Below are 23,134 nucleotides of genomic sequence, written 5' to 3' on the forward strand. Positions count from 1 at the left end.
GGAGGACTATCAGATGAAGAAACTGACGTTGGCCGCAGGACTTGTGGCCCTGACACCCGTTGGCGCCTTGGCCGCAACCGACTGTGCCGACATGGCCGGGGCGGCCCCCGCCGGTGTGACGATCCGCGAGGCGGTTGCCCTGCCCGAAGGCGACGAGAAATCCGGCGTGGCGCAATGCCTGCTGCGCGGCAGCCTCGGCGAGCGCACGGGGGCAGACGGCAAGGCCTATGCCATCGGCTTCGAGCTGCGGCTCCCGGAAGGGTGGGAGGGTCGGCTGATGCACCAGTTCAACGGCGGCAATGATGGCGAGGTTGTTGCGGCGCTTGGCACGGGCACCGGCGTTGGCACGCCGGCACTGGAGCGTGGCTTTGCGGTGGTCAGCTCCAATGCGGGCCATGACGGCAAGGCCAACCCCGATGCCGGCCTGGTGGGGGGTAACCTCTTCGGTCTCGATTTCGAGGCGCGCCGTGATTACGGCTATGGCGCCGTTGCCAAGCTGCACCCCGTGGCGCTGGCACTGACGGAGGCTTTCTATGGAGAGGCCCCGGCGCATGTCTATGGCTATGGCACCTCCAACGGGGGGCGCCACGCGATGGTTGCCGCCGAACGGATGCCCGAGGCTTTTGACGGCATACTGGCGGGCTATCCCGGTTTCCGCCTGCCCCGCGCCGCGATTCAGCATGCCTGGGATGTGCAGCAATTCCGCTCGGTCGCGCCGAGCCTGGCGGAGAGCTTCAGCAAGGATGATCTGTCGCTCGTGGCCGAAAAGATCAACGCCGCCTGCGATGGGCTCGACGGGCTGGAAGACGGTGTGGTTGCCGATACCTCCGCCTGCCAGCAGGCCTTCGGCCCGGCCGTGCTGGTCTGCGCTGCCGGGCAGAACAGCGATTGCCTGAGCGCGGATCAGGTTGCCGCGCTGGTGGCCATCCACGACGGGCCGACCAATGGCGCAGGCGAGGTGCTATACAGCGATTGGTCGTGGGATCCGGGCATCGCTTCGGGCAACTGGCGGTTCTGGAAGATCGAAAGCACCGTGCCGCCCTGGGGCATGAAGCCGATCATCGCGGTGATGGGCGCGGGGTCACTCGCCCATGTCTTCTCGACCCCGCCCACCCTGGTTGAAGGCAGCCCCGAGGCGCTTGAGGCCTATCTGCTGGGCTACGACTTTGAAATGGAGCCGCCGAAGGTCGATGCGCTGACGGCGGAGTTCCCCGAAAGCCCCATGCAGGTGATGAGCCCGCCCAATGCCGACAATCCCGATCTGTCAGAATTGCAGGCTGCGGGCGGCAAACTGGTGGTGTTTCATGGCACCGCCGATCCGGTGTTTTCGTTCAACGATACCTCCGACTGGTACGGCAAGCTCAGGGAAAACAACTCGGCGGCCCCGGAGTTCACGCGATTCTATGCCATCCCCGGGATGCCCCATGGCAGGGGCGGCAACGCAGCCGACAGCGCCGACCTGCTGGGTGCGCTGATTGCGTGGGTCGAGGAGGACAGCGCGCCGGAGGCGGTGCCAACGGCGTTTCGGGCCGATAACCCGGAAGCGGGCGAAAACGCAGGCAAGGAGCGCGTGCTTTGCCCATGGCCGCAAGTCCTGCGCCATGAGGGCGATGCCTTCCACTGCGCGGAGTGAGACAAACCACGCAGGGCCCCCTCAAAGCGGTCCTGCGTATTAAACCGCTATACAGCGCGCCCGCAGGCCTGTAGAGACGCGCTCTTACGCTCCTCTCCCCGGACCCTTTCTGTGAAACAAGCTCTTGCCGATGCCATAGCCGAACGTGGCTACACCACTCTCACCCCCGTTCAGGAGGCCGTGGGCGACCCGGCCTATGCCGGGGCGGATCTTCTGGTTTCCGCCCAGACGGGATCCGGCAAGACGCTGGGCTTCGGCATTGCCATCGCCCCGACCCTGTTGGGCGAGGCCGAGGTGTTTGGCGCCGCAGAGGCGCCGCTGGCGCTTGTCATCGCCCCGACCCGCGAGCTTGCGCTGCAGGTGAAGCGCGAACTGGGCTGGCTCTACGCCAAGGCCGGCGCGGTCGTGGCTTCCTGCGTGGGCGGGATGGACATGCGCGACGAACGGCGTGCGCTGGCGCGTGGGGCGCATATCGTCGTCGCCACGCCGGGCCGGTTGCGCGACCATATCATGCGCGGCTCCATGGAAATGCAGGCGATCCGCGCCGTGGTGCTGGACGAGGCCGACGAGATGCTGGATCTCGGGTTCCGCGAGGAGCTGGAGTTTATTCTGGGCGAGGCGCCCGCAGAGCGCCAGACGCTGCTGTTCTCGGCCACGGTGCCGCGTGCCATTGCCGAGCTGGCCAAGAGCTACCAGCGCGATGCGGTGCGCATCGAGAGCAAGTCCGAAGCCTCGCAGCACGCCGATATCGAATATCTGGCGATGGCCGTGGCCGAGCGTGACCTCGAGCACTGCGTCATCAACGTGCTGCGCTACTACGAGGCGCCCAACGCCATTGTTTTCGCCAACACCCGCGCAACCGTGGGACGCATCACCACGCGGCTGGCCAACCGGGGCTTCAAGGTTGTTGCGCTCTCGGGCGAACTCTCGCAGCAGGAGCGCACCAACGCGCTGCAAGCCATGCGGGACGGGCGCGCTCGGGTTTGCGTGGCGACGGATGTGGCCGCACGCGGGATCGACCTGCCCAACCTCGATCTGGTGGTGCATGCCGAGCTTCCGGGCTCGCATGAAACCCTGCTGCACCGTTCGGGCCGCACCGGCCGGGCCGGGCGCAAGGGGGTGAGCGTGCTGGTTGTGACCCCGCGCTCGCGCAAGAAGGCGCTTCGGGTGCTGGGCATGGCCCAGCTCACCGCCAAATGGGCCGATCCGCCCTCGGCGGAGGCCGTGCAGGCGCGGGATGCGGAGCGGATGCTGGATGATCCGGTCTGGGAGGACGGCCCGCGCGAGGAAGAGGCAGAGGCCATCACGCGGCTGACCGAGCGGTTCAGCCCCGAGCAGCTCGCCGCAGCCTTCCTGCGCCATTACGCCAGCCAGCATTCGGCCCCCGAGGAGCTTTCGGGCGACGATCAGAAGCCCAAACCCCGCGAGGAGTTCGGCGCGTCTACCTGGTTCTCGCTGTCGCAGGGCCGCAACCAGGGGGCCGAGCCGCGGCGTCTGCTGCCGATGATCTGCAAGGGCGGCGGGCTGACCCGGGACGATCTTGGCGCAATCCGCATCGGGCCGGACGAAAGCTATGTGCAGGTGCGGGACAGCGCGGTGAAGCGCCTGCTCGATCACCTCGGGTCGGAGATGACACTGGAGGGGCGCACCCGGCTGGTGAAGCTGGATGCCGCGCCTGAAGGGGTGGATCGCCCGCAGCGCAAGCCCGCGAAGTTCGACAAGCCCGCGCGTCCGAAGAAAGAACGCGCCGCACGGGCGGAACCGCCGCGTGAGGCCCCTGCCCCGGCTCCAGCCCCCGTTCAGGATGCGCCCCCGGTTCACGCGCCCGCACCGACGCCTGCGCCCGAAAGCGACAGCGAACCGCGTGCGGACAAGCCCCGCAAGGCGCGCCACGGCTCCGCAGCCTCGGGATATCGCTCCGGGGCGGCTGATCCGAGCGCCCCGATGGGCAAACCGCACCGCAAGGGCCCTCCGCCCCCTCCGGGCCGGGCCGACAGCAAGAAGAACCGCGCCCGCGATGCCGATGGCACCGGGGGCGATCGTCCGCCGCGTCGGTTTGATGGAAAGCCTGGCGGGAAACCCGGGGGCAAGCCCTTGGGCAAGCCGGGCGGGAAGCCCGGAGGCAAACCAAGTGGCAAGTTCAGCGGCAAACCCGGCGGGAAGCCGAGCGGCAAGTTTGCTGGGAAGCCGGGCGGCAAGCCCGGTGGGCGACCCGGGGGCAAGCCTGCCGGCAAACCCTCCGGGCCGAAGCGCGGAAAGAGCTGACCGCGCTCAGTCGAAGGCTTTCAGTCGCTTGATGAGCGAGGAGGTATCCCACCGCCCGCCGCCCATGGACTGAACGTCCTTGTAGAACTGGTCGACAACAGCCGTCACCGGCAGGGCGGCGCCGATCTCGTTGCCGGTGGACAGGCAGATATCGAGATCCTTGCGCATCCAGTCCACGGCGAAGCCATGGGTGAAGTGGTCGTCCACCATGGTTTCGTAGCGGTTGGCCATCTGCCAGCTTCCCGCCGCACCGTCCTTGATGACCTGCACCACGGCCTTGGTGTCCAGACCGGCCTTCATGGCAAAGTTCAGCCCTTCGGAAAGGCCCTGCACCAGCCCGGCAATGCAGATCTGGTTGACGCATTTGGTGAGCTGCCCGGCGCCGCTCTCGCCCATCAACTGGCAATTCTTCGCGTAGGCGGCGATGATCTTTTCGGCACGCTCGTAGGTCCCGGCGTCGCCGCCGCACATCACCGCAAGCGCCCCGTTCTCGGCGCCCGCCTGCCCGCCAGACACCGGCGCATCGACAAAGCTCACCTGACCGGATTCGGCGGCGGCATACATCTCGCGGGTGACAGAGGCGCTGACAGTGGTGTGGTCGACGAAGACAGTGCCGGCACTCATCGCGGCCAGCGCGCCGCCCTCGCCCACGCAGACGGCGCGAAGGTCGTCGTCATTGCCGACGCAGGCCATGACGAAATCCTGACCGGCAGCGGCTTCGGCCGGTGTCCGGGCGGCCTTTCCGCCGTGTTCGCCCACCCACTTCTCGGCCTTGGCGAAGGTGCGGTTGTAGACCGTCACCTCGTGCCCTGCCTTCGCCAGATGTCCCGCCATCGGGTAGCCCATCACTCCAAGTCCGAGAAATGCCACCTTCGCCATGTCTTTATCCTCCCGCAGGGTTCCATTACGCTTGCACCCTGATTACTCCGCAGGGGCTGAAGGTCAACCGAGGGACATACATGGCACGGATCTTTCGCTGGCTCTTGCGGATTGTCACGGGCGGGTTGCTGCTGGCGTTTCTGATCGGATGCGTCACCTATTATCTCGCCTCGCGCTCGATCCCCGACTACAACGCCCGCCTCACCGTCGAGGGGCTTTCGGGGCCTGTCGAGATCGTGCGCGACAACGCCAACGTGCCCCATATCTTCGGCTCCTCGGATGAGGACGTGTATTTTGGCCTCGGCTTTGCCCATGCGCAGGACCGGCTCTGGCAGATCACAATGGCGCGGCGCGCGGCGCAGGGGCGGCTCTCGGAGCTGTTCGGGGTGCGCACGGCCAAGACCGACGAGCTGTTGCGGCGGTTTGGTTTGTACGAGGCGGCTTCGGCCTCCGTGTCTTCGCTGGATGCAGAGACGCGGGCGGCGCTGGAAGCCTATTCGGCCGGTATCAACGCCTGGATCGCCACGGTGAACGAAGGCGCGCTGGGGCGCGGGGCGCCCGAGTTCTTCCTGTTCTCCCGCGAGATCGCGCCATGGCGGCCTGCCGATACGGTGGCGCTCGGCAAGATCATGGCCCTGCAGCTCACCGGCCAGCTCTCGGAAGAGGTCCTGCGGGCGCGGGTGTCGCTGCAACTGCCCGAGGAACGGCTGGCGGACATCCTGCCGGACGTGCCCGGCCCCGGCGCCGCCGCCCTTCCCGATTACGCCAGCCTGATGCCGATTGACGGGCCGCAGGCGGCGTGGAAAACCTATGCGCTCGATCGCATGTCGCCGATCAAACCGCGGATATTTGCCGGCGCGTCCAACGCCTGGGCGGCGGCACCGAAGCGCTCTGCGGCGGGGGCTTCGATCCTGGCCAACGATCCGCATCTCGAACTGACCGCGCCGACGGTCTGGTATCTGGCGCGGATCGAGCTTTCGACCGGCGGTGTCATCGGGGGGACGATCCCGGGCATTCCTTTCGTGCTCTCGGGGCGCTCGGATGCACTGGCCTGGGGGATCACCTCGGCCTACCTCGACGATCAGGACGTGTTCATGGAAGAGCTGAACCCGGCCAACCCGCAGGAATATCGCACCCCGACCGGATGGAAGCCCTTCTCGACCAAGAGTTCGATCATCCGGATCAAGGATGCAGAGCCGATCACCATCACCCTGAGGCGCACCGAGAACGGGCCGGTGCTGCCGGGCTCGCATTACAACCTCGCCAGTGTCACCCCGGCGGGCCATGTGGGCGCGCTGGGATGGACGGCGCTCTCGCCGCGCGACACCTCGATGCAGGCGGCGCTGGGGCTGCAGAAGGCGCACTCGATCGAAGAAGCGATTGCCGCGATGGAGCTGTACATCGCTCCGGCCCAGAACCTCACGCTCGCGGAGCCCGGGCGGGTGGCGCTGAAGATGGTCGGGGCCATGCCCAGCCGCAACCCGGCCCATGACAGCCAGGGCCGGATGCCTGCGCTGGGGTGGAAGGCCACCAACCGCTGGGCGGGGCGCATTCCGTACGACCGGAACCCCGAGTTCATCGACCCGGAAGGCGGTATTCTGGGCAATACCAACAACAAGACCGTGGATCGCCCCTTCCCCGAACACGTCAGTTTCAACTGGGGGGATACGCAGCGCATCCAGCGCTGGACCCGGCTGATGCAGACCCGCGAGGTGCACACCCGCGAGAGCTTCATCGACGCGCAGCTCGACACCGTGAGCGTGACCGCCCGCACCCTGCTGCCGCTCATCGCCCGCGACCTCTGGTTCACCGGCGAAGCCGCCCCCGAGGGCACGCCGGAGCGGCAGCGGCAGAAGGCGCTGGAGCTTCTGGCCAATTGGAACGGTGAGATGAGCGAACACCTGCCAGAGCCGCTGATCTTTGCGGCCTGGCTACGGCACTTGCAGGGCCGGTTGATCCGCGACGAGCTCGGGCCGCTTTCGGCGGAGTTCGTCCATCCCGAGCCGCTGTTCCTCGAGCGTGTGTTTCGCGATGTCGACGGGGCGGCGGTGTGGTGCGACGTGGTGCAGTCGACCGCGCAGGAGAGCTGCACCGATATTGCCCGCATCGCGCTGGACGAGGCTCTGCTGTGGATTGCGGAGCGCTACGGCACCCAGTTGGAGAGCCTGCGATGGGGCGATGCCCATGAAGCGCTGCACGACCATGCGGTGCTGGGCGACGTGCCGGTGCTGAAGTGGATCGTGAACATCCACCAGAGCACCTCGGGCGGCGATTTCACCCTGCTGCGCGGGCGCACCAAGGGGACGGAGCCGGACCCCTATGCCAACGTCCATGGTGCCGGGTTTCGAGGGGTCTACGACTTTTCCGACCCGGACAGTTCGGTGTTCATCACGGCAACCGGGCAGTCAGGGCATCCGCTGTCGCGCCACTACGATGACCTCGGTGCGCTGTGGCGGCGGGGCGAGTACATTCCGATGTCGCTCGACCCGGAGCTGGCGCGGGCAGCCAACGTGGGGGTGACGGTGCTGACGCCGGCGCAGTGAGGCCGGCGGAACGGCGGGACAAGTCCCGCCCTACGGGCGCTCTTCGGTCGGTTTTTCCAGCGCGGCGCGGGAGCCGAAGTAGCCGTAGTCCTTGACCAGAATGGCGAGATTTCCATCTGCGTCATACCCGGCGTAGGTGTCGGCGGAGAAGGTCTCGAAGCTCGGATCGAAGAGCAGCACGTCGCGGCCCTCGGACCTGATCGTGGCGTAGGGCACGGGGCCTGTACCCTGTTCGAGGGCGGCCTTGACCGCATCGGCATCGAGCGCCGCGACGGCCTCGGCATCTCCGAGGGCCACCAGCTCATCGACGCCGAACTCGAAGTCGAGCGGATGGCTCTTGCGGCCCGGCCGCTCCCAGAACGTGACGGGGGCGTCGGACAGGCGAAGGGCCACCATGCCGATCACCCGCGGGTCATCCTCGTGACGGTAGATCAGGGTTTGATACCGGCCCTCGGGCACGTCGATGTCGAACGGCGGGCGGTCGGGCTCGGCCACGGGGTCGGTGAGTGTGAGGCCGGAGGGGCCGATATCGACCTCGCCCGCTTCGGTCACGAGCACGTTCTGAGGCCCGGGTGGCTCGGTCACGATGGCGGCCTGTTCGAAGGTTTCGATGTCGAGCGCGTCGGACAGCGCGGTTCCGTCGCCGCGCAGGCTTGTCACCACCACGAAGATGCCACCGCCCAGCATGAGGGCAGCCCAGATGCCGCCGCCGATCCAGTAATAGTGTCTTTGGCTCTTGAGCATTCCGCCTCCGTTCCTGCGCGGCCCGCCCGGGCGGGCGGTTCGCGATGTTCGCGCCCCGCTAGAGCCGGTCGAATTCGGCCTTCTGGCGCGGCGACCAGCGAAGATCCAAGGTCCAGCCCTTCTCGGTCTGGACTTCGGATTCGACCACGTCGTGCTCGTGCAACCATGCCCTTTGGCGGCCATCGGCGAAGGCGAGCTTCAGACGCTCGGTGATGCGCGCGCCTTCCAGTTCGGCGGTGACGGCCTCCTGCAACTCGTCGAGGCCTGCGCCGCTGACGGCGGAGATCACCAGCACCTCGTCGCGGCGGCTCGCCTGATTGCGCAGGGCCTCGGCCTGTTCGGGCTCCAGCAGGTCGGACTTGTTCCAGAGTTCGAGCTGCGGCACGTCTTCGCGCACGCCGAGGCTGGTGAGGATGCGGGCCACATCGGAGGCCTGCTCCTCGGTGGCGGGGCTGGCGATGTCGCGCACATGCAGGATGAGATCGGCCTCCAGCACCTCTTCCAGCGTGGCGCGGAAGGCGGCGACCAATTCGGTGGGCAGCGACGAGATGAAGCCCACGGTATCGGAGAGGATCACCTTGACCCCGCCGGCCAGCTCGATGGCCCGCATGGTGGGGTCGAGCGTGGCGAAAAGCATGTCCTTCGCCATCACGTCCGCGCCGGTCAGGCGGTTGAAAAGCGTGGATTTTCCGGCGTTGGTATAGCCCACTAGCGCGACCACGGGGAACGGCACCTTGGCGCGGGAAGCGCGGTGCAGGGCGCGGGTCTTGGTGACTTTGGAGAGCTGACGGCGGATGCGCGTCATCGCCTCGTCGATCGCGCGACGGTCCGCCTCGATCTGGGTTTCACCGGGGCCGCCGACAAAGCCGAGGCCGCCGCGCTGCCGCTCGAGGTGGGTCCAGGCCCGCACCAGGCGGGTGCGCTGGTAGGAAAGCGCGGCCAGCTCGACTTGAAGCACGCCTTCGCGGGTGGCGGCGCGGTCGGCGAAGATTTCGAGGATCAGCCCGGTGCGGTCAAGCAGCTTGACCTTCCAGGCCTCTTCGAGATTGCGCTGCTGCACCGGCGTCACCGGCCCGTCGACCAGCACGAGCGCAATGTCATGGCCGTCAATCAGCGCCTTGATCTCGTCCATCTTGCCGGTGCCGAAGAGCGTGCCGGGCTGCGGCTGGCGCACGTTCACGACCTCTCCGGCCACCACCTCCAGCCCCGGAAGCGCCAGCGCGAGGGCCATCGCCTCTTCAAGGGCTGGCCCGGCCTCGCGGCGCTCGGGGTCTGTCTGGATGTCCGGGTGGAGCACAAGCGCCCGTGTGGGCTGCTCCGCGGTATCGTGAAATTCCGCTATTCTTCACCCTCGTAGAGGCTGATGGGTTGGGCCGGCATGACGGTGGAGATCGCATGCTTGTAGACAAGCTGAGATTGTCCGTCGCGGCGCAGGAGGACGCAGAAGTTGTCGAACCAGGTAATCACGCCCTGAAGTTTCACCCCATTGATGAGGAAGATCGTCACCGGGACCTTTGTCTTCCGCACATGATTGAGAAATGCATCCTGCAAATTTTGTTTGTCACTGGCCATTTCAATTGCCTTGTTCTTGTCGTTGCTTCGGTCACGCACGTTACCGGAAGCCCTGCCTCGGACTTGGAGCCCCCGTCAACGTCAGCACTATGGAGGCTGAATCTGCAAGATTCCACCCCCCAAATTCAGGGAGTCCCCGGGGGTGTGGTGCGGCGGTGTCAGGCGCGCCAGAATTCGGGATTGAGCAGGGCAATCAGGGCCAGGGCCTCGACCCGGCCCAGCACCATTGCGCCGGCCAGAATGGCCTTTGCGGTGTCGCTGATCTGCACGTAGCTGATCGCCGCATCGCCCCCGACCTCGGCAAGTTGCCCGGCGGTGGAGAGGCCCGAAAGCGACAGGATCATGGACTGCTCGAAACTGAGCCCGGTGGCCGCCAACATGCCCGAAACGCCTGCCAGCGAGAGCGCGTAGAGCATGAAGAAGAGCCATGCGATATAGGCGCCCTGCCGCCGGATGTGCCGGCCGAAGGTGCCCCCGGCGCCGCTGACCGAATGGGGATGCACCAGCTTCTCGATCTCGCGGTGTCCGTGCTTGTAGAGCGCGTAGACCCGCAGCAGCTTGACCCCGCCCGCCGTGGTGGCCACGCCGCCGCCCACCAGCGCCAGCCCCATCAGCACCATGCCCGGCGTCTGCAGGCCCGACCATGTTTCGGTGCCACCCCACTCGCCACTGGTGAACCCGGTCGTCGTGAGGAAGCTCGCGACCGAGAACACAGCGCCCCAGAGCGCGCGCAGGGCCGCGCCGACATCGGCCACGTCATCGACCTCGAAGGCGCCGATCCAGTGCCGCAGGAACAGGGCGGAGGGCACGAGGATGATGCAATAGATCGCCATGCGGGCTTCGATATCCTTGTAAACGGCGTTGACCCGATCAAGCCCCATGCCATAGCCCGGCGAGAAAGACTTGCGGCTGAAGGCGAAGACGAAGAAGCACAGGATCAGGGCCTCGCCGACCATGCCCGACTGCGCCTCCGACAGCCCGCCAACCGGGGAGATCCCCGAGGTGGAAAGCACGCTCATGGCATGGCAAATGGCGATCAGCGGGTCTTCGCCCGCGCCCACCAGCGCGATCCAGAGCACGCCGGTAAGGGCGATGTAGACAGGCCCCATCTGCAGAGAGAGCCTGAGGAGGCGCTCGCGCGGGTCTGTCTGCTTGTCGGCATCGAGCACCCGGTCACGCTTTGCGCCCGAGCCGGGGCGCGCCATGGAGGTGACTTCGAAGCCACCGAGGTTGAGCGGGGCCATGATGGCCGCCGCCGTGACCCAGATGAAGAGCCCGCCCATCCAGCCCACGGTGGCCCGCCACAGATGCAGCGTGTCACGCAGCCGCTCGGGCTCGAACAGGGTGGCCCCGGTTGTGGTGAGCGAGGAGACCATCTCGAACCACGCGTTGAAAAAGGAGGTGTTCTGCACCGCTTCGTAGAACGGCCAGGCGAGCATGAAGGGCAGCAGGCCATAGGCCGCGACCAGCGCTGTCAGGTGGCTGCGGGCGAGGCTGCGGGGCTTCATGTGGTAGGTGGCGACGCCGAGAAAGATGACCAGGGTCAGAAACAGGGTGCCGGCGTAAAAGAAACTGCGTGCCGAGAGCCAGTCGCGCACCGTGACCGCGTGGAACACCGGAAGGTACATCATCAGCGCGCAGATCCCCATGAGGATCACGATCAGCGGCAGTTCCAGAACGCGGCGCATCAGCGGGCGGGGCTCAGAAGAAGTCGATGGAGACCTGCAACAGCCGCTCCACCTCCGGCACGTCGTCGGCCATGGCGAAGATGACGATGACGTCGCCTTCCTCGATCCGGGTTTCGGCGACCGGCTTGATGTACTTCTCGCCGCGCATCAACGCACCCACGCAGACCCCCTCGGGGAAGTCGATGTCGCGGATGCGCTGGCCCGAGAGCGGCGAGGTCGAGAGCACCTGTGCCTCGATCACCTCGGCCTCGGCATCGCCGATGGAATAGACCCCGCGGACACGGCCATGACGGATGTGGCGCAGGATCGAGCTGACGGTGGTGGCCCGCGGGTTGATGAACGCATCGACGTGGAGCGGGTTCATCAGCGGCACGAGGGTTGGGTCGTTGACCAGACAGATCGCCATCGGGCAGCCATTGGCCTTTGCGCGCACGGCGGTCAGCAGGTTGACCTTGTCGTCATCGGTGACGCAGAGCACGGCGTCGGCCTTGTCGATGTTGGCCTCCATCAGCAGCTCGCGCGAGAGCCCGTCCCCGTGCAGCACGATGGTGCGCTCGAGCGCATCGGCGGCACGTTCGGCAATGGGGCGCGAGCGCTCGATCACCTTGGCGCGGATCCGGTCGGTGCGCTTTTCGAGCGCCTGCGCCACGGCGAGGCCTACGTTGCCGCCGCCCACGATCACCACGCGCTCCTGCTTGCGCAGCACCTTGCCGAAGATCTCCATGGTGCGGGTGGTGTCGTCGGTGTTGGCACAGACATAGACCTGGTCGCCGGCAAAGAGCTGGTCGCCGGGGTTGGGCGCGAAGAGCTTGTTCTTGCGGCGCACGCCCACGACGATGGCGCGCAGGGTCGAGAACAGGTCGGTCAGCTGGCGCAGCGGCGTGTTGAGCACCGGGCAGTCGTCATCGAGGTGGATGCCGAGCAGTTGGGCCCGCCCGCCCAGAAACCGTTCGGTGTCGAAGGCGGCGGGCGCGGCAAGGCGTTGCAGCGCGGCCTCGGCCACCTCGCGCTCGGGCGAGATCACCACGTCGATCGGCATGTGATCGCGGCGGTAGAGGTCGGAGTAGATCGCGGTGAGATAGCTCTGCGAGCGAAGGCGGGCGACTTTGCGGGGCACCGAAAACACCGAATGGGCCACCTGGCAGGTGACCATGTTGACCTCGTCGGAGTGGGTCGCGGCAATGATCATGTCGGCGTCGCGCGCGCCGGCCCGGTCGAGGATGTCGGGATAGCTGGCGTGGCCATGGATGCCCTGCACGTCCAGCGAGTCGGTCGCACGGCGCACCAGTTCGGCGTTGTTGTCCACCACCGTCACGTCGTTGCGTTCGCCCGAGAGGTGCCGCGCGATCTGCCAACCGACCTGGCCCGCGCCGCAGATAATGACCTTCATGGCTCTTTGTGCCCTCCGGGGCCTGCCGCTTCTCTTCGATGCCTTGCTTGGCATGGGGCTCTGGCCGGGTCAACGGGCGCAATGGGCCCGTGCCCCCTGCCCTTCAAAGCACAAAGCCGCCCGGGAGGACGGCTTGGCTTTGTTGCGCGGGGCGTGAGCGGATCAGATCGCGCTCGACACCTGCACCGGGTAGATGAACCCGTCGATCGGGTAGGCGCGCCCATAGGCGTTGGGCTGGCTCTGCACCTTGACCGAAGACCAGTCGTTCTGCTCGGAGATGTCGATCACCGACATGCCGAGAGAGATCTGGTTGCGTTTCCAGTTGGCGTGGTTGATCTCGATTTCGCGATCCGAGATCACCTTGGACACCACGGCCACATGGCCCATCGGCAGCTTGCGGGTGCCGGAAAACGCCATCACGGCGCCAACCTGCGGGGTCCGGCCCCGGGCGTAGGTGCCATGGGCGCTGCCCCACCAGGTGTTTGCGTTGCCGCGGATCTCGACACCGCTCGCGTTGCGGGCGAAGGGAACACACCAGACGCGAGCCCCGCGCGCACGAAGGCTGCGGGCCTCCGAGATGGCGTGGTCGAGCAGCCCGGGCTTGAGCTGCGGTGCGGTCATGGTGGAGAAGGTCTCGGTGGTGCGCTGTGCGCCGCAGGCGGCGGTCAGAAGCAGCGCGGCGCAAAGCATCGGAAGTCGCAGGGCTTTTGCCCGTTTCAGTGTCCCCAGCCTCATCGGTCCCTCAGATTTTGTTTTTGCTTGAGAGTTTGTTCACCGAATTAGGAACAATTTTCAAGTTCGCGTGTTAACTGTATCGGGCTTACACACGGAAACTGGCGAAAATCCGCCACTTATCCCCCTCCGAACGGGGGATGAGGGCCGTGGACTGGCGTTTTTTAAGGCCTATTCGGCGGCCTGGCTCTCTATATGGGCAATCCGTGCACCGGCCTTGGTGGAGGTGACGACGCCGAGCGACTTCAGCTTGCGGTGCAAGGCGGAGCGCTCCATGCCCACGAAGGTTGCGGTGCGCGAGATGTTTCCGCCGAAACGGTTGATCTGGGTCAGCAGATACTCGCGCTCGAACAGCTCGCGCGCCTCCCGCAGCGGAAGGGTCGCCAGACCGCCGGACAGCACCACCCGGCCCTCGTCATCATCGGGCGCTTCGCCGCCATGCAGCTCGCGCGCGTCGATCGGATCGGTGGTTTCCCCAAGGATCAGGGCGCGTTCGATGATGTTCTTGAGCTGGCGGACGTTGCCCGGCAGATGCATGGTCTGGAGCAGCGCCTCGGCTTCTTCGGAGAGCTCGCGGGCCGAAAGGCCCTGCCCCGCATTGGCCTCAGCGATGAAATGGCGGGCCAGTTCGGGAATGTCCTCGCGCCGCTCTTCCAGCCCCGGCACCCGGATCGGCACCACGTTCAGCCGGTGATAGAGCTCCTCGCGAAAGGTGCCGCGGGCGATTTCGGCCTCGAGGTCGCGGTTGGTCGAAGAGACGACCCGCAGGTCGACGCGCACCTTGTCGGAGCCGCCAACCCTTTGAAATTGTTGATCAACCAGCACGCGCAGGATCTTGCTCTGGGTGCCAAGGGGCATGTCGGCGATCTCGTCGAAATAGAGCACACCGCCGTGGGCCTCTTCCAGCAGGCCCGGCTCCACGCCGCGGGCATCGCTTTCGCGGCCGAAGAGCACCTCTTCCATCCGGTCCGGCTCGATCGAGGCGGAATTGACCGAGATGAAGGGGGCCGAAGCGCGGGAGGAATTGGCGTGGATGTAGCGCGCGGCCACCTCCTTGCCCGCCCCGGCGGGACCGGTGAGCATGACCCGGCCATTGGACTTTGTGACCTTGTCGAGCTGGCTCTTCAGGGCCTTGAAGGCCGTCGAGCTGCCGACCATATCGGTGACCGACACTTCCTTGCGGCGCAACTGGCTGTTTTCGCGGCGCAGGCGAGAGGTTTCCATCGCGCGGCGGATCACCACCATCAACTGGTCGATGTTGAAGGGCTTCTCGATGAAGTCGTAGGCACCCTGCTTGATCGCCGCCACGGCGATTTCGATGTTGCCGTGGCCCGAGATGATGACCACCGGGATATCGGGGTTGTCGCGCTTGGTGGCCTTTAGGATGTCGATGCCGTCCATCCGGCTGTCCTTGAGCCAGATGTCGAGGATCATCAGGGCCGGCGGCGCCTCGTTGATTGCCGCCATGCAGTCATCGGAATTGCCCGCGAGGCGGGTCTGGAACCCCTCGTCGCGGAGGATGTCGCCCACCAATTCGCGAATGTCACGCTCGTCGTCTACAATCAGAATATCGGTCATCTCTGCTCTTCCTTCCTCTCTTTTCATTCGGCGGCTGCACTGATCTCGACGCTGCGCGGAAGCCGCACCACGGCGAGGGCGCCGCGGTGCGCCCCTTCCGTGAACGGCTCGGCATCGTTGAGCTCAAGGCTGCCGCCATGTTCCTCGATGATTTTCTTCACGATGGGCAGGCCGAGGCCGGTGCCCTTCTCTCTTGTTGTCACATAGGGCTCGAACAGGCGGTCGCGGTCTTCGGGCAGGCCGATGCCATTGTCGGCCACTTCGACCACCGCCTCGGAGCCTTCGGTATAGAGCTGCACCCGCACCTCGGGTGAATGGCCTTCAGGGGCTCCTTTTTCCTGAAGGCTTTCAATCGCTTCGCCCGCGTTCTTGATGAGGTTGATGAGCGCCTGGCTCACCATGGTCTCATCAAGCTCGGCCACCACGCCACCGGTGCTGTCGTCGAACTTGATGGCCTCGCCCATGTGTTCGCGTTGCAACAGCACCGCGTCGCGCAGCACGGTCGAGAGGTCGACGGGCTTGCGGTCGGGTTCGGGCATGCGGGCGAATTTGGAGAACTCGTCGACGATGCGGCGCAGGTCGCCGGTCTGGCGGACGATGACGCCGGTGAGCTGCTCGAGGCTTTCGGCTTCATCAGCGACCATGGGCGAGAACTTGCGGCGGATGCGCTCGGCGGACAGCTGGATCGGGGTCAGCGGGTTCTTGATTTCATGGGCGATGCGGCGGGCCACGTCGCCCCAGGCGGCCATGCGCTGCGCGGTCACCAGTTCGGACACGTCATCGAAGGCCACCACGTAGCCCTCGACCTCGCCGTTCTCGCCACGCCGCCGCGCCATGCGCACCAGCAGGGTTTCGAGCTTGCCCTTGCGGTTGAGGCGGATCTCTTCGCGGGTCACTTCCTTTTCGCCGGTGCGCAGCCGCTCCAGCAGCCCGGCGAACTCCGGCACGACCTGCCCCACGGCGACATGCGGGTCGGCCTCGGATTCCAGATCCAGCAGGGTCAGGGCGGAGCGGTTCATGAACTCGATCTGCCCTGCCGGGTCGAGCCCGATGACGCCGGCGGTGACCGAGGACAGCACCTGCTCGAACAGGCGGCGGCGCTCCTCGATACGGGCGGAGTTATCGAGCAGGCGGTCGCGCTGGCCCTTCAGGTGGCGGGTCATCTGGTTGAAGATGCGGCCGAGCATGGCGATTTCGTCGTCGCCGGATTCCTCGATGACGCGAACGTCGAAATCCCCCTCGCCCACCCGTTGCGCCGCCCCGGTCAGACGCCCCACGGGACGGCTGAGGCGCTCGGCGAACCACAGGCCGAGCCAGACAGATGCGAGGATGAGGATGAGGGCAAACCCCAGATATATAACGCCAAATTCGAACAGCCTGCGCCCGCGCTCCTGTTCGAGCTGGTTGTAGACGGTCACGGTTTCTTCGGTGTCATCCAGCAGACCGAGCAGCTGGCCGTCGACATCGCGGGAGACGTAGAGGTAGCGGTCGGGGAAGGCGTTGAGGCGCAGGAGGGCGCGGAATTCGCCGTTCTCCCAGTCTTCGATGATGACGGTTTCGCCCTCGCGGGCGGAGTCGAGCTGGGCCTCGGTCGGCTTCTCGAAATCAAAGAGGTAGCTGCGCTCGCCCCGGGCGCGGATTTCGCCGGTGCCGTCGATCACGAAGGCCTCGCGGAGCCCGCGCTGCACCTGGGCCTGCCCCTGCCCCAGCACCTGTCGGATCTGCCCGTCGCTCACGGCCCCGCGGGCGGCGCGGGCGACGTTGAGGTAGCCTGCGAGCACCACGGCATCCTGCTCGAGATCGTGGCGATGCTCGCCCTTGTAGGCCTGCGCGGCCTCCAGCGAGGCGCCGACGACTTCGCGCACCCGGTCGGAAAACCAGCTTTCAAGCCCGAGGTTGATGGTGAGGCCGGCAAAGACCGCCACGAGAATGGTGGGCACGGCGGCGATCAGGGCGAAGACGCCGGTGAGGCGGAGGTGCAGCCGGGAGCCGGCCGACTTGCGGCGACGGGCGGCGACCAGCTTGGCGACCTGCCAGAGCACGAGGGCGGCGACGATGAGGACGTAGACGATATCGGCCAGCAGAATCGCCCGCAGCGCAGGCGAGTTGGCGCCCTGCCCGAAGGGGCCGAGAGTCAGGTACGTGCCGATTGCCAGCGCCGGGCCGAGAACCACCAGCGCAAGCGTCGCCGCATTGCGCAAGCGACGCAATCTGCGCAGTTTTATCAGGCGTTCCCACCCAAACGCTCGTGCGGAGGAGCCCACCGCTAGCCTCACATATCTTGTGCCCCCGAAGGGACATACCGCCATATTCCGTGATCTTCCCGAGGGCCTGAGACCCTTGTGCCACGGCTATGTTGCCCTTTTACATCAATTTGCGGCGGCGTGTCACCTGAATATCGAGGTCATTTATCTTCTTGCGGAGGGTATTTCTGTTGATGCCCAGCAAATCGGCACATTTGGCCTGATTTCCCCCTGTCGCATCCAGAGCGATCTCGATCAGGGGCAGTTCGACCTCCTTGAGGATGCGGGTGTAGAGGCCCGGCGGGGGCAGCGCGCCGCCGTGCAGGTCGAAGTAGCGGCGCAGGTGCTTGGCGACGGAGGAGGAGAGCTTTTCGCCATCGCCGCCGCCCACCAGAGGCTCGATTTCGGGCTGGGAGGAGAGCACGGCTTCAACGTCGGCCAGGCCGATCTGCTCCTCGGTGGCGGTGACCACGAGGCGGCGAATGGTGTTTTCGAGCTGGCGCACATTGCCCGGCCAGCTGTAGGCCCGCACGAGGTCCATGGCCTGCGGGGCGATGCGACGGGGCGCGCTGCCCTGCTCGGAGCGGGCGAGGAAGTGCTCGGCCAGCAGCGGAATGTCGTCGACCCGCTCGCGCAGGGCGGGCACGTTGATGGTGACGCCGCCGAGACGGTAGAACAGATCCTGCCGGAAGCCGCCGTTTTCCATCCGGTCCATCAGGTTGCCCTGCGAGGTGCTCATGACCCGGGGGGCGGTGTCGCCAAAGGCATCGAGCATCCGCACGATGCGGCCCTGGGCCTCGTCATCGAGGTCGGCGATCTCGTCGAAGAGAAGCGAGCCACCACGGGCGCGGGCCACCACCTGCGCCGGGCCGTCGGCGCCTTGCAGATCAGCGGGCGAGACCACCACGAACGGCAGGGAGCGACGGTCGGAAAAGTCGTGAATTGCTCGCGCAATCAAGGACTTGCCGGTTCCGCTCTCGCCAGTGATCAGCACCGGGAGATCGGTGTTCATGACCTTGGCGACCAGCCGATAGAGCCCCTGCATCTGGGGTGTGCGGCCCACCAGCGGCAGGTCGCTGTCGGTTTGGGGCACATCGTGGGCTTCGCTCTTCTGCGAGGCGAGGCGCCGCTTGCTTTCGAGCGCCCGCGAGGCGCGCTTCATCAGGTCGGGCAGGTCGAAGGGCTTGGGAAGGTAGTCGTAGGCCTCGGCCTCGGCTGCCTGGATGGCCGTCATGATGGTGTTTTGCGCCGAGATCACGATGACCGGAAGACCGGGCCGCTCAGCGGATATTTTTGGCAATGTTTCCAGCCCGTTGCCGTCAGGCATGACCACGTCGGAAATGACCAGGTCGCCCTTGCCCTCCTCGACCCAGCGCATCAGCGTGACCAGCGAAGACGTGGCATGAACCCGGCACCCGGCGCGGGTGAGCGCCTGGGTGAGCACCGTGCGTATCGTGCGGTCGTCGTCTGCGACCAGTACCGTTCCGTCCATCGGCCCTTGCTCCTTAATAGTATTCGCTATTGCTCAAATCCGGCGCCACTTGCAGCGACACGCGGAAAACGGTTTTGCCGGGCACGGAATCGACCTGCACCCAGCCATGATGTTCGCCCACAATCTTGCTCACCAGCGCCAGCCCCAGCCCCGTGCCGTTTTCGCGGCCCGAGACGAAGGGCTCGAAGACCTCGTCGGCGATCTCTTCGGGCAGGCCGGGGCCGTTGTCGGTGATCTCGACCTGAAGCGGGACCGCGGCCCCCTTGCCGTCCTTGCCGCGCAGGCGCAGCGACAGGTCGTAGAAGGTGCGGATCTTGATGGTGCCCTCGTGCTTCGGCCCCATCTTTTCAGAGGCTTCGGCGGCGTTCTTGAAGAGGTTGAGAAACACTTGCAGCAGTTGGTCGGCATCGCCCAGCGTGGGCGGCAGCGAGGGGTCATAATCGTCGATGAAGGTGATCCCGGCGGCATAGCCGACCTCTGCGGACTTGCGGGCGCGGTCGAGGATGTCGTGGATGTTCACCGCCTTCATCATCGGCGGGCGGACATTGCCGAACTGCTCGACCTGCTCCAGCAGCTTCACGATGCGCCGGCTCTCGGCCACGATCAGATCGGTCAGCTCGAGGTCGTCCTTGGAGAGGTTCATCGAGATGAGCTGTGCCGCGCCGGTGATGCCGGCCAGCGGGTTCTTGATTTCATGGGCGAGCATTTCGGCCATGCCGATCGCGCTCTTGGCGGTGGCCTGCACCGAATGCGCCCGGCCGAGCTTGCCGGCGATCTCGCGGGGCGAAATCAGCATGAGCAGCCGCCCGGTGTCGTCGTTCATCGGGGCGATCTGGAGGTTGCAATGCATCGGGGGGCGCTCGCCGGTGCCCACTTCGGCATCGTTGACGAAGAGCGCCGACTGGTTGCGGCGCACCCGATCGAACCCGTCTTCGAGCGGGGCGGCGACCATGATCTTGTCCCAGACATGGGCCCCTTCGAGCGAGCGCAGGGAGGTGTTGAGGAAGGTTTCGGCCGCCGGGTTGATAGCGACGATCTGATCCTTGTCGTCGAGGATCAGCGCGGGGACCGGGAGCGACACCCAGATGAGATCTTCTCCGGGCATTCAGGCGGCCTCGCTCTGTTGCGTGGCGGGCATCGACGGGATCAGGTCGAGCACCGCCGCGGGGTCGGTTTCGGTCAGGATGCGGCGGCGCAGCTCGGGCGGGGTGGCGGCCTCGTCCATGTACCAGCCGAGGTGCTTGCGCGCGACGCGGGTGCCGAGGGGGGCGCCGTAGAAGTCGATCATGTCGCTGTAGTGGTCCTGGATCATGGCGGTGAGCGCGGTGCCCTTGGGGATGGCGGGGCGCGGCCCCTGCCCCAGCGAATGGGCGATCTCGGCCAGACGCCACGGCTTGCCCTGCGCCCCGCGTCCGACCATGACCCCATCGGCCCCGGAGGCCTTGAGGGCGGCGCGAGCGGAGGTGGCATCTGTGATGTCGCCATTGGCGATGACCGGGATCGTCACCGCCTGTTTGACGGCGGAGATCGCGGCCCAGTCGGCCCGGCCCTTGTAGAACTGGCAGCGGGTGCGGCCATGCACGGTGACCATGGCGATGCCCTCCTGCTCGGCGCGCGCGGCGAGTTCGGGGGCGTTGATCTGGCCATCGTCCCAGCCGAGGCGGCATTTGAGGGTGACGGGCACGCTGACGGCCCCGATGACGGCGCGGATCAGGCTGAGGGCGTGGTCGAGGTCTTTCATCAGGGCCGAGCCGGAGAGCCCGCCTGTGACCTTCTTGGCGGGGCAGCCCATGTTGATGTCGATGATCCTTGCGCCGTTCTCCTCGACCATGGCGGCGGCGCGGGCCATCCAGGTGGCATCGCGCCCGGCGAGCTGGATCGAGGTGGCCTGTTCGCCATAGCCCAGCTCGGCGCGTTCGCGCACGCCGGGCTTGGCCTGGACCATTTCCTGGCTGGCGACCATCTCGGATACCACCAGCCCGGCCCCGAAGCGCGCCACCAACTGGCGGAACGGCAGGTCGGTGATGCCGGCCAGCGGGGCCAGCAGGACGGGTGGGGTCAGGGCTAGTTCTGCCACGGAAACGGACAAATGCTTAATCCTTGAGCAACTATTGCTACATATCGGACGGATCGGGCGGATTGCAAAGGCTCTGGCGCAGGTTTTGCCGGTCCAGACGTAAAGCGATGCATTTTTAGGCAGTCTCGGCTTTGAAAGCGCTTTGTATTGCCCCCGCAACCGGCAAAGCGTAGAGGGTTTGCGTGATTACGCCCGCCTCCCATATCGCAGCCCTGATCGTCGCCGCCGGGCGTGGAACCCGCGCTGGTGGTGATATTGCAAAACAATACCAGAGCCTTGGCGGAATGCCGTTACTGGCCCGCACGGTGGGTGTTTTTGCAACGCATGAAAAACTGGCAAGCGTGACGGTGGTGATCGGCGCGGATGACCACGACCTGGCCAGAACGGCGCTTCCCGAGGGGGTGGCGCGGGTGGTCGGGGCCGGAAGCCGGGCCGGATCGGTGGCGGCGGGGCTGGCGGCACTGCCGGCGGAAACGACCCATGTGCTGATCCATGACGGGGCCCGGCCGCTGGTGTCGAAGGCGCTGATTTCGCGGGTGATTTCGGCGCTGGAAACCTGCGATGGCGCGGCCCCGGCGCTGGCTGTGACCGATGCGCTCTGGCGCGCCGAGGGGGCCTTTGTGGAGGGCACGCAGCGGCGGGACGGGCTGTGGCGGGCGCAGACGCCGCAGGGGTTTACGCTCGAGGCGATCCGGGCGGCGCATGGGGCACATGACGCTACGGCGGCCGATGATGTGGAGGTGGCGCTGGCCGCGGGACTGCGGGTGGCGCTGGTGGCGGGCGAGGACCGCAACATCAAGGTGACTCACCCCGAGGACTTTGCCCGGGCGGAACGGATTTTGAGGGAAGATCAGATGGATATCCGGGTTGGCAACGGGTTTGACGTGCATCGCTTCGGGGATGGCGACCATGTGGTGCTTTGCGGCGTGAAGGTGCCGCATGGGCGCGGGTTGCAGGGGCATTCGGACGCCGATGTGGGGATGCATTCGGTGACGGATGCGATCTACGGGGCGCTGGCCGAGGGGGATATCGGACAGCATTTTCCGCCTTCCGACCCGCAATGGAGAGGCGCGGCGAGCGAGATTTTTCTGAAGCATTCCGTGGCCTTGGCGGCCGAGCGCGGGTTTGCCCTCGGCAATATCGACCTCACGCTGATCTGCGAGCGGCCTAAGATCGGGCCACATGCGGCGGCGATGAGGGGCGAGATGGCGCGGATCATGGGGTGCGATGTGGGGCGGGTCTCGGTGAAGGCGACGACCTCGGAGCGGCTCGGGTTCACCGGGCGGGAAGAAGGGATCGCGGCGATGGCCACTGTTGTACTGGTGCCGGCATGAAGGCTCTAACCCACGGGATCGCCACGTTTTTCTGGGTCGGCCACCTGCGCCCTGCCCCCGGCACCTGGGGCTCGCTGGCGGCGCTGCCGGTGGGCTACGGGATTGCGCATTACGCTGGGTTCTGGGGGCTGGCGGTGGCGACCCTCACGGCCTTTGCGCTGGGGCTCTGGGCAACGGCGGAGGAGACGCGCGGGCGGGCCGATCATGACCCTTCGGAGATTGTCATCGACGAGGTGGCTGGCCAGTGGATTGCCCTGTTTCCAGTGGTTTACGGGGCCACGATGATGGGCGCGGAGCTGTATCGGCTGTGGCCGGGATGGGTGGCGGCCTTCGTGTTTTTCCGGCTGTTCGACATCACCAAACCCTGGCTTGTGGGCTGGGCCGACCGACGCGGGGATGCGCTTGGGGTGATGCTGGACGATGTGATTGCGGGCGTGTTCGCGGCCCTGGTGGTGGTGGCGCTGGCGGCGCTGGCGCATGGGGTGTTGATGTGAGCATTGCGCTGGAACTGCTTGAGATTGCGCGCAAATCCGGCGCCACCCTGGCCACGGCAGAAAGCTGCACCGGCGGGCTCATTGCCGGGGCGATCACCGAGGTTGCGGGCTCTTCCGACGTGTTCGACCGCGGGTTTGTGACCTATTCCAACGCCGCCAAGCAGGAGATGCTTGGCGTGAAATATCAGACACTTGAAGCCCACGGCGCGGTGTCGGAGGAAGTGGCGGGCGAGATGGCGCGGGGGGCGCTGGAGCGCTCGACGGCCACGCTTGCGGTTTCCGTTACCGGCATTGCCGGACCGGGCGGATCGGAGCAAAAGCCGGAGGGGCGGGTGTGCTTTGGGCTGGCTTGGGGCACGTTTGTGATCACAGAGACGGTGGAGTTTGGACCGCTGGGACGCAGCGCGGTGCGTCAAGCTACCGTTAACCATGCCCTGCGCCTGATGATATCGAAACTATCTCCGCAATAA

18 protein-coding genes are annotated in these 23,134 nt (G+C 66.3%); 6 read left to right on the forward strand and 12 right to left on the reverse strand.

Features of this window, described 5'->3' with window-relative positions:
- Window positions 1-13 precede the first annotated feature (13 nt).
- Together GTH22_RS05360 and GTH22_RS05365 are read left to right on the forward strand one after the other, a co-directional pair.
- Window positions 14-1,633 (forward strand): tannase/feruloyl esterase family alpha/beta hydrolase, encoded by a 1,620-nt coding sequence (locus GTH22_RS05360; RefSeq protein ID WP_252943734.1) that lies wholly within the window; start codon window positions 14-16, stop codon window positions 1,631-1,633.
- Between the two features lie 111 nt (window positions 1,634-1,744).
- Window positions 1,745-3,898 carry a DEAD/DEAH box helicase gene (locus tag GTH22_RS05365; protein ID WP_252943735.1) on the forward strand — a complete coding sequence of 718 codons (2,154 nt, stop codon included), beginning with the start codon at window positions 1,745-1,747 and terminating at the stop codon, window positions 3,896-3,898.
- A gap of 6 nt (window positions 3,899-3,904) precedes the next feature.
- On the opposite strand, the gene GTH22_RS05370 is transcribed toward GTH22_RS05365, so the two are convergent.
- Entirely contained in the window at window positions 3,905-4,777 is an 873-nt protein-coding gene (locus tag GTH22_RS05370; RefSeq protein ID WP_252943736.1) for an NAD(P)-dependent oxidoreductase, read from the reverse strand.
- Between the two features lie 80 nt (window positions 4,778-4,857).
- On the opposite strand from GTH22_RS05370, the gene GTH22_RS05375 reads away from it, so the two are divergent.
- Complete coding sequence (locus GTH22_RS05375; RefSeq protein ID WP_252943737.1) at window positions 4,858-7,320, forward strand: penicillin acylase family protein; 2,463 nt, start codon at window positions 4,858-4,860, stop codon at window positions 7,318-7,320.
- A 30-nt stretch (window positions 7,321-7,350) separates the two neighbouring features.
- On the opposite strand, the gene GTH22_RS05380 is transcribed toward GTH22_RS05375, so the two are convergent.
- The 11 genes from GTH22_RS05380 to dusB form a co-directional block, all read right to left on the reverse strand.
- Window positions 7,351-8,064: a DUF4241 domain-containing protein gene (locus tag GTH22_RS05380; RefSeq protein WP_252943738.1), complete on the reverse strand. Its 714-nt coding sequence runs from the start codon at window positions 8,062-8,064 to the stop codon at window positions 7,351-7,353.
- Window positions 8,065-8,122: 58 nt separating this feature from the next.
- Window positions 8,123-9,406, reverse strand: coding sequence for a GTPase HflX (hflX, locus tag GTH22_RS05385; protein WP_252947581.1), 1,284 nt, complete (start codon window positions 9,404-9,406; stop codon window positions 8,123-8,125).
- A complete protein-coding gene (gene hfq, locus GTH22_RS05390; protein WP_074255556.1) occupies window positions 9,403-9,636 on the reverse strand; it encodes an RNA chaperone Hfq in 234 nt (77 codons plus the stop codon). The genes hflX and hfq overlap by 4 nt, the downstream gene beginning before the upstream one ends.
- A gap of 158 nt (window positions 9,637-9,794) precedes the next feature.
- Window positions 9,795-11,324: a TrkH family potassium uptake protein gene (locus GTH22_RS05395; protein ID WP_252943739.1), complete on the reverse strand. Its 1,530-nt coding sequence runs from the start codon at window positions 11,322-11,324 to the stop codon at window positions 9,795-9,797.
- Between the two features lie 13 nt (window positions 11,325-11,337).
- The gene (trkA, locus tag GTH22_RS05400) at window positions 11,338-12,714 is read right to left on the reverse strand and encodes a Trk system potassium transporter TrkA (RefSeq protein ID WP_252943740.1); all 1,377 of its coding nucleotides are present in this window, start codon (window positions 12,712-12,714) and stop codon (window positions 11,338-11,340) included.
- A gap of 162 nt (window positions 12,715-12,876) precedes the next feature.
- Window positions 12,877-13,449 carry a CHAP domain-containing protein gene (locus GTH22_RS05405; RefSeq protein ID WP_252943741.1) on the reverse strand — a complete coding sequence of 191 codons (573 nt, stop codon included), beginning with the start codon at window positions 13,447-13,449 and terminating at the stop codon, window positions 12,877-12,879.
- Between the two features lie 168 nt (window positions 13,450-13,617).
- Entirely contained in the window at window positions 13,618-15,024 is a 1,407-nt protein-coding gene (locus GTH22_RS05410; RefSeq protein ID WP_252943742.1) for a sigma-54 dependent transcriptional regulator, read from the reverse strand.
- A gap of 23 nt (window positions 15,025-15,047) precedes the next feature.
- Window positions 15,048-17,333: a PAS domain-containing sensor histidine kinase gene (locus GTH22_RS05415; protein WP_256471556.1), complete on the reverse strand. Its 2,286-nt coding sequence runs from the start codon at window positions 17,331-17,333 to the stop codon at window positions 15,048-15,050.
- 55 nt (window positions 17,334-17,388) lie between these two features.
- Window positions 17,389-18,759, reverse strand: a complete 1,371-nt coding sequence (locus tag GTH22_RS05420) for a response regulator (protein WP_252943744.1) — start codon at window positions 18,757-18,759, stop codon at window positions 17,389-17,391.
- Window positions 18,760-18,772: 13 nt separating this feature from the next.
- Window positions 18,773-19,864 (reverse strand): nitrogen regulation protein NR(II), encoded by a 1,092-nt coding sequence (locus GTH22_RS05425; RefSeq protein WP_252943745.1) that lies wholly within the window; start codon window positions 19,862-19,864, stop codon window positions 18,773-18,775.
- Window positions 19,865-20,836, reverse strand: coding sequence for a tRNA dihydrouridine synthase DusB (gene dusB / locus GTH22_RS05430; RefSeq protein ID WP_371928322.1), 972 nt, complete (start codon window positions 20,834-20,836; stop codon window positions 19,865-19,867). It abuts the gene before it with no gap.
- A 182-nt stretch (window positions 20,837-21,018) separates the two neighbouring features.
- Between dusB and GTH22_RS05435 the strand changes: the two genes are divergently transcribed.
- From GTH22_RS05435 to GTH22_RS05445, 3 genes are read left to right on the forward strand one after another with little or no spacing between them, the layout of a single operon-like run.
- A complete protein-coding gene (locus GTH22_RS05435) occupies window positions 21,019-22,170 on the forward strand; it encodes a bifunctional 2-C-methyl-D-erythritol 4-phosphate cytidylyltransferase/2-C-methyl-D-erythritol 2,4-cyclodiphosphate synthase (RefSeq protein ID WP_252943749.1) in 1,152 nt (383 codons plus the stop codon).
- Window positions 22,167-22,664 carry a phosphatidylglycerophosphatase A gene (locus GTH22_RS05440; RefSeq protein ID WP_252943751.1) on the forward strand — a complete coding sequence of 166 codons (498 nt, stop codon included), beginning with the start codon at window positions 22,167-22,169 and terminating at the stop codon, window positions 22,662-22,664. Before GTH22_RS05435 ends, GTH22_RS05440 begins: the two co-directional genes overlap by 4 nt.
- Window positions 22,661-23,134, forward strand: coding sequence for a CinA family protein (locus GTH22_RS05445; protein WP_371928323.1), 474 nt, complete (start codon window positions 22,661-22,663; stop codon window positions 23,132-23,134). The genes GTH22_RS05440 and GTH22_RS05445 overlap by 4 nt, the downstream gene beginning before the upstream one ends.

Origin of the sequence: Oceanicola sp. 502str15 (assembly GCF_024105635.1) — a bacterium.
Taxonomy (GTDB): domain Bacteria; phylum Pseudomonadota; class Alphaproteobacteria; order Rhodobacterales; family Rhodobacteraceae; genus Vannielia.

Bases quoted from the DNA above. Each gene is read 5' to 3' on its own strand.
- GTH22_RS05360 (WP_252943734.1), top strand. From the start codon at position 14: ATGAAGAAACTGACGTTGGCCGCAGGACTTGTGGCCCTGACACCCGTT.
- GTH22_RS05370 (WP_252943736.1), bottom strand. From the start codon at position 4,777: ATGGCGAAGGTGGCATTTCTCGGACTTGGAGTGATGGGCTACCCGATG.
- GTH22_RS05375 (WP_252943737.1), top strand. From the start codon at position 4,858: ATGGCACGGATCTTTCGCTGGCTCTTGCGGATTGTCACGGGCGGGTTG.
- GTH22_RS05380 (WP_252943738.1), bottom strand. From the start codon at position 8,064: ATGCTCAAGAGCCAAAGACACTATTACTGGATCGGCGGCGGCATCTGG.
- hfq (WP_074255556.1), bottom strand. From the start codon at position 9,636: ATGGCCAGTGACAAACAAAATTTGCAGGATGCATTTCTCAATCATGTG.
- GTH22_RS05395 (WP_252943739.1), bottom strand. From the start codon at position 11,324: ATGCGCCGCGTTCTGGAACTGCCGCTGATCGTGATCCTCATGGGGATC.
- trkA (WP_252943740.1), bottom strand. From the start codon at position 12,714: ATGAAGGTCATTATCTGCGGCGCGGGCCAGGTCGGTTGGCAGATCGCG.
- GTH22_RS05405 (WP_252943741.1), bottom strand. From the start codon at position 13,449: ATGAGGCTGGGGACACTGAAACGGGCAAAAGCCCTGCGACTTCCGATG.
- GTH22_RS05410 (WP_252943742.1), bottom strand. From the start codon at position 15,024: ATGACCGATATTCTGATTGTAGACGACGAGCGTGACATTCGCGAATTG.
- GTH22_RS05415 (WP_256471556.1), bottom strand. From the start codon at position 17,333: ATGGCGGTATGTCCCTTCGGGGGCACAAGATATGTGAGGCTAGCGGTG.
- GTH22_RS05420 (WP_252943744.1), bottom strand. From the start codon at position 18,759: ATGGACGGAACGGTACTGGTCGCAGACGACGACCGCACGATACGCACG.
- GTH22_RS05425 (WP_252943745.1), bottom strand. From the start codon at position 19,864: ATGCCCGGAGAAGATCTCATCTGGGTGTCGCTCCCGGTCCCCGCGCTG.
- GTH22_RS05440 (WP_252943751.1), top strand. From the start codon at position 22,167: ATGAAGGCTCTAACCCACGGGATCGCCACGTTTTTCTGGGTCGGCCAC.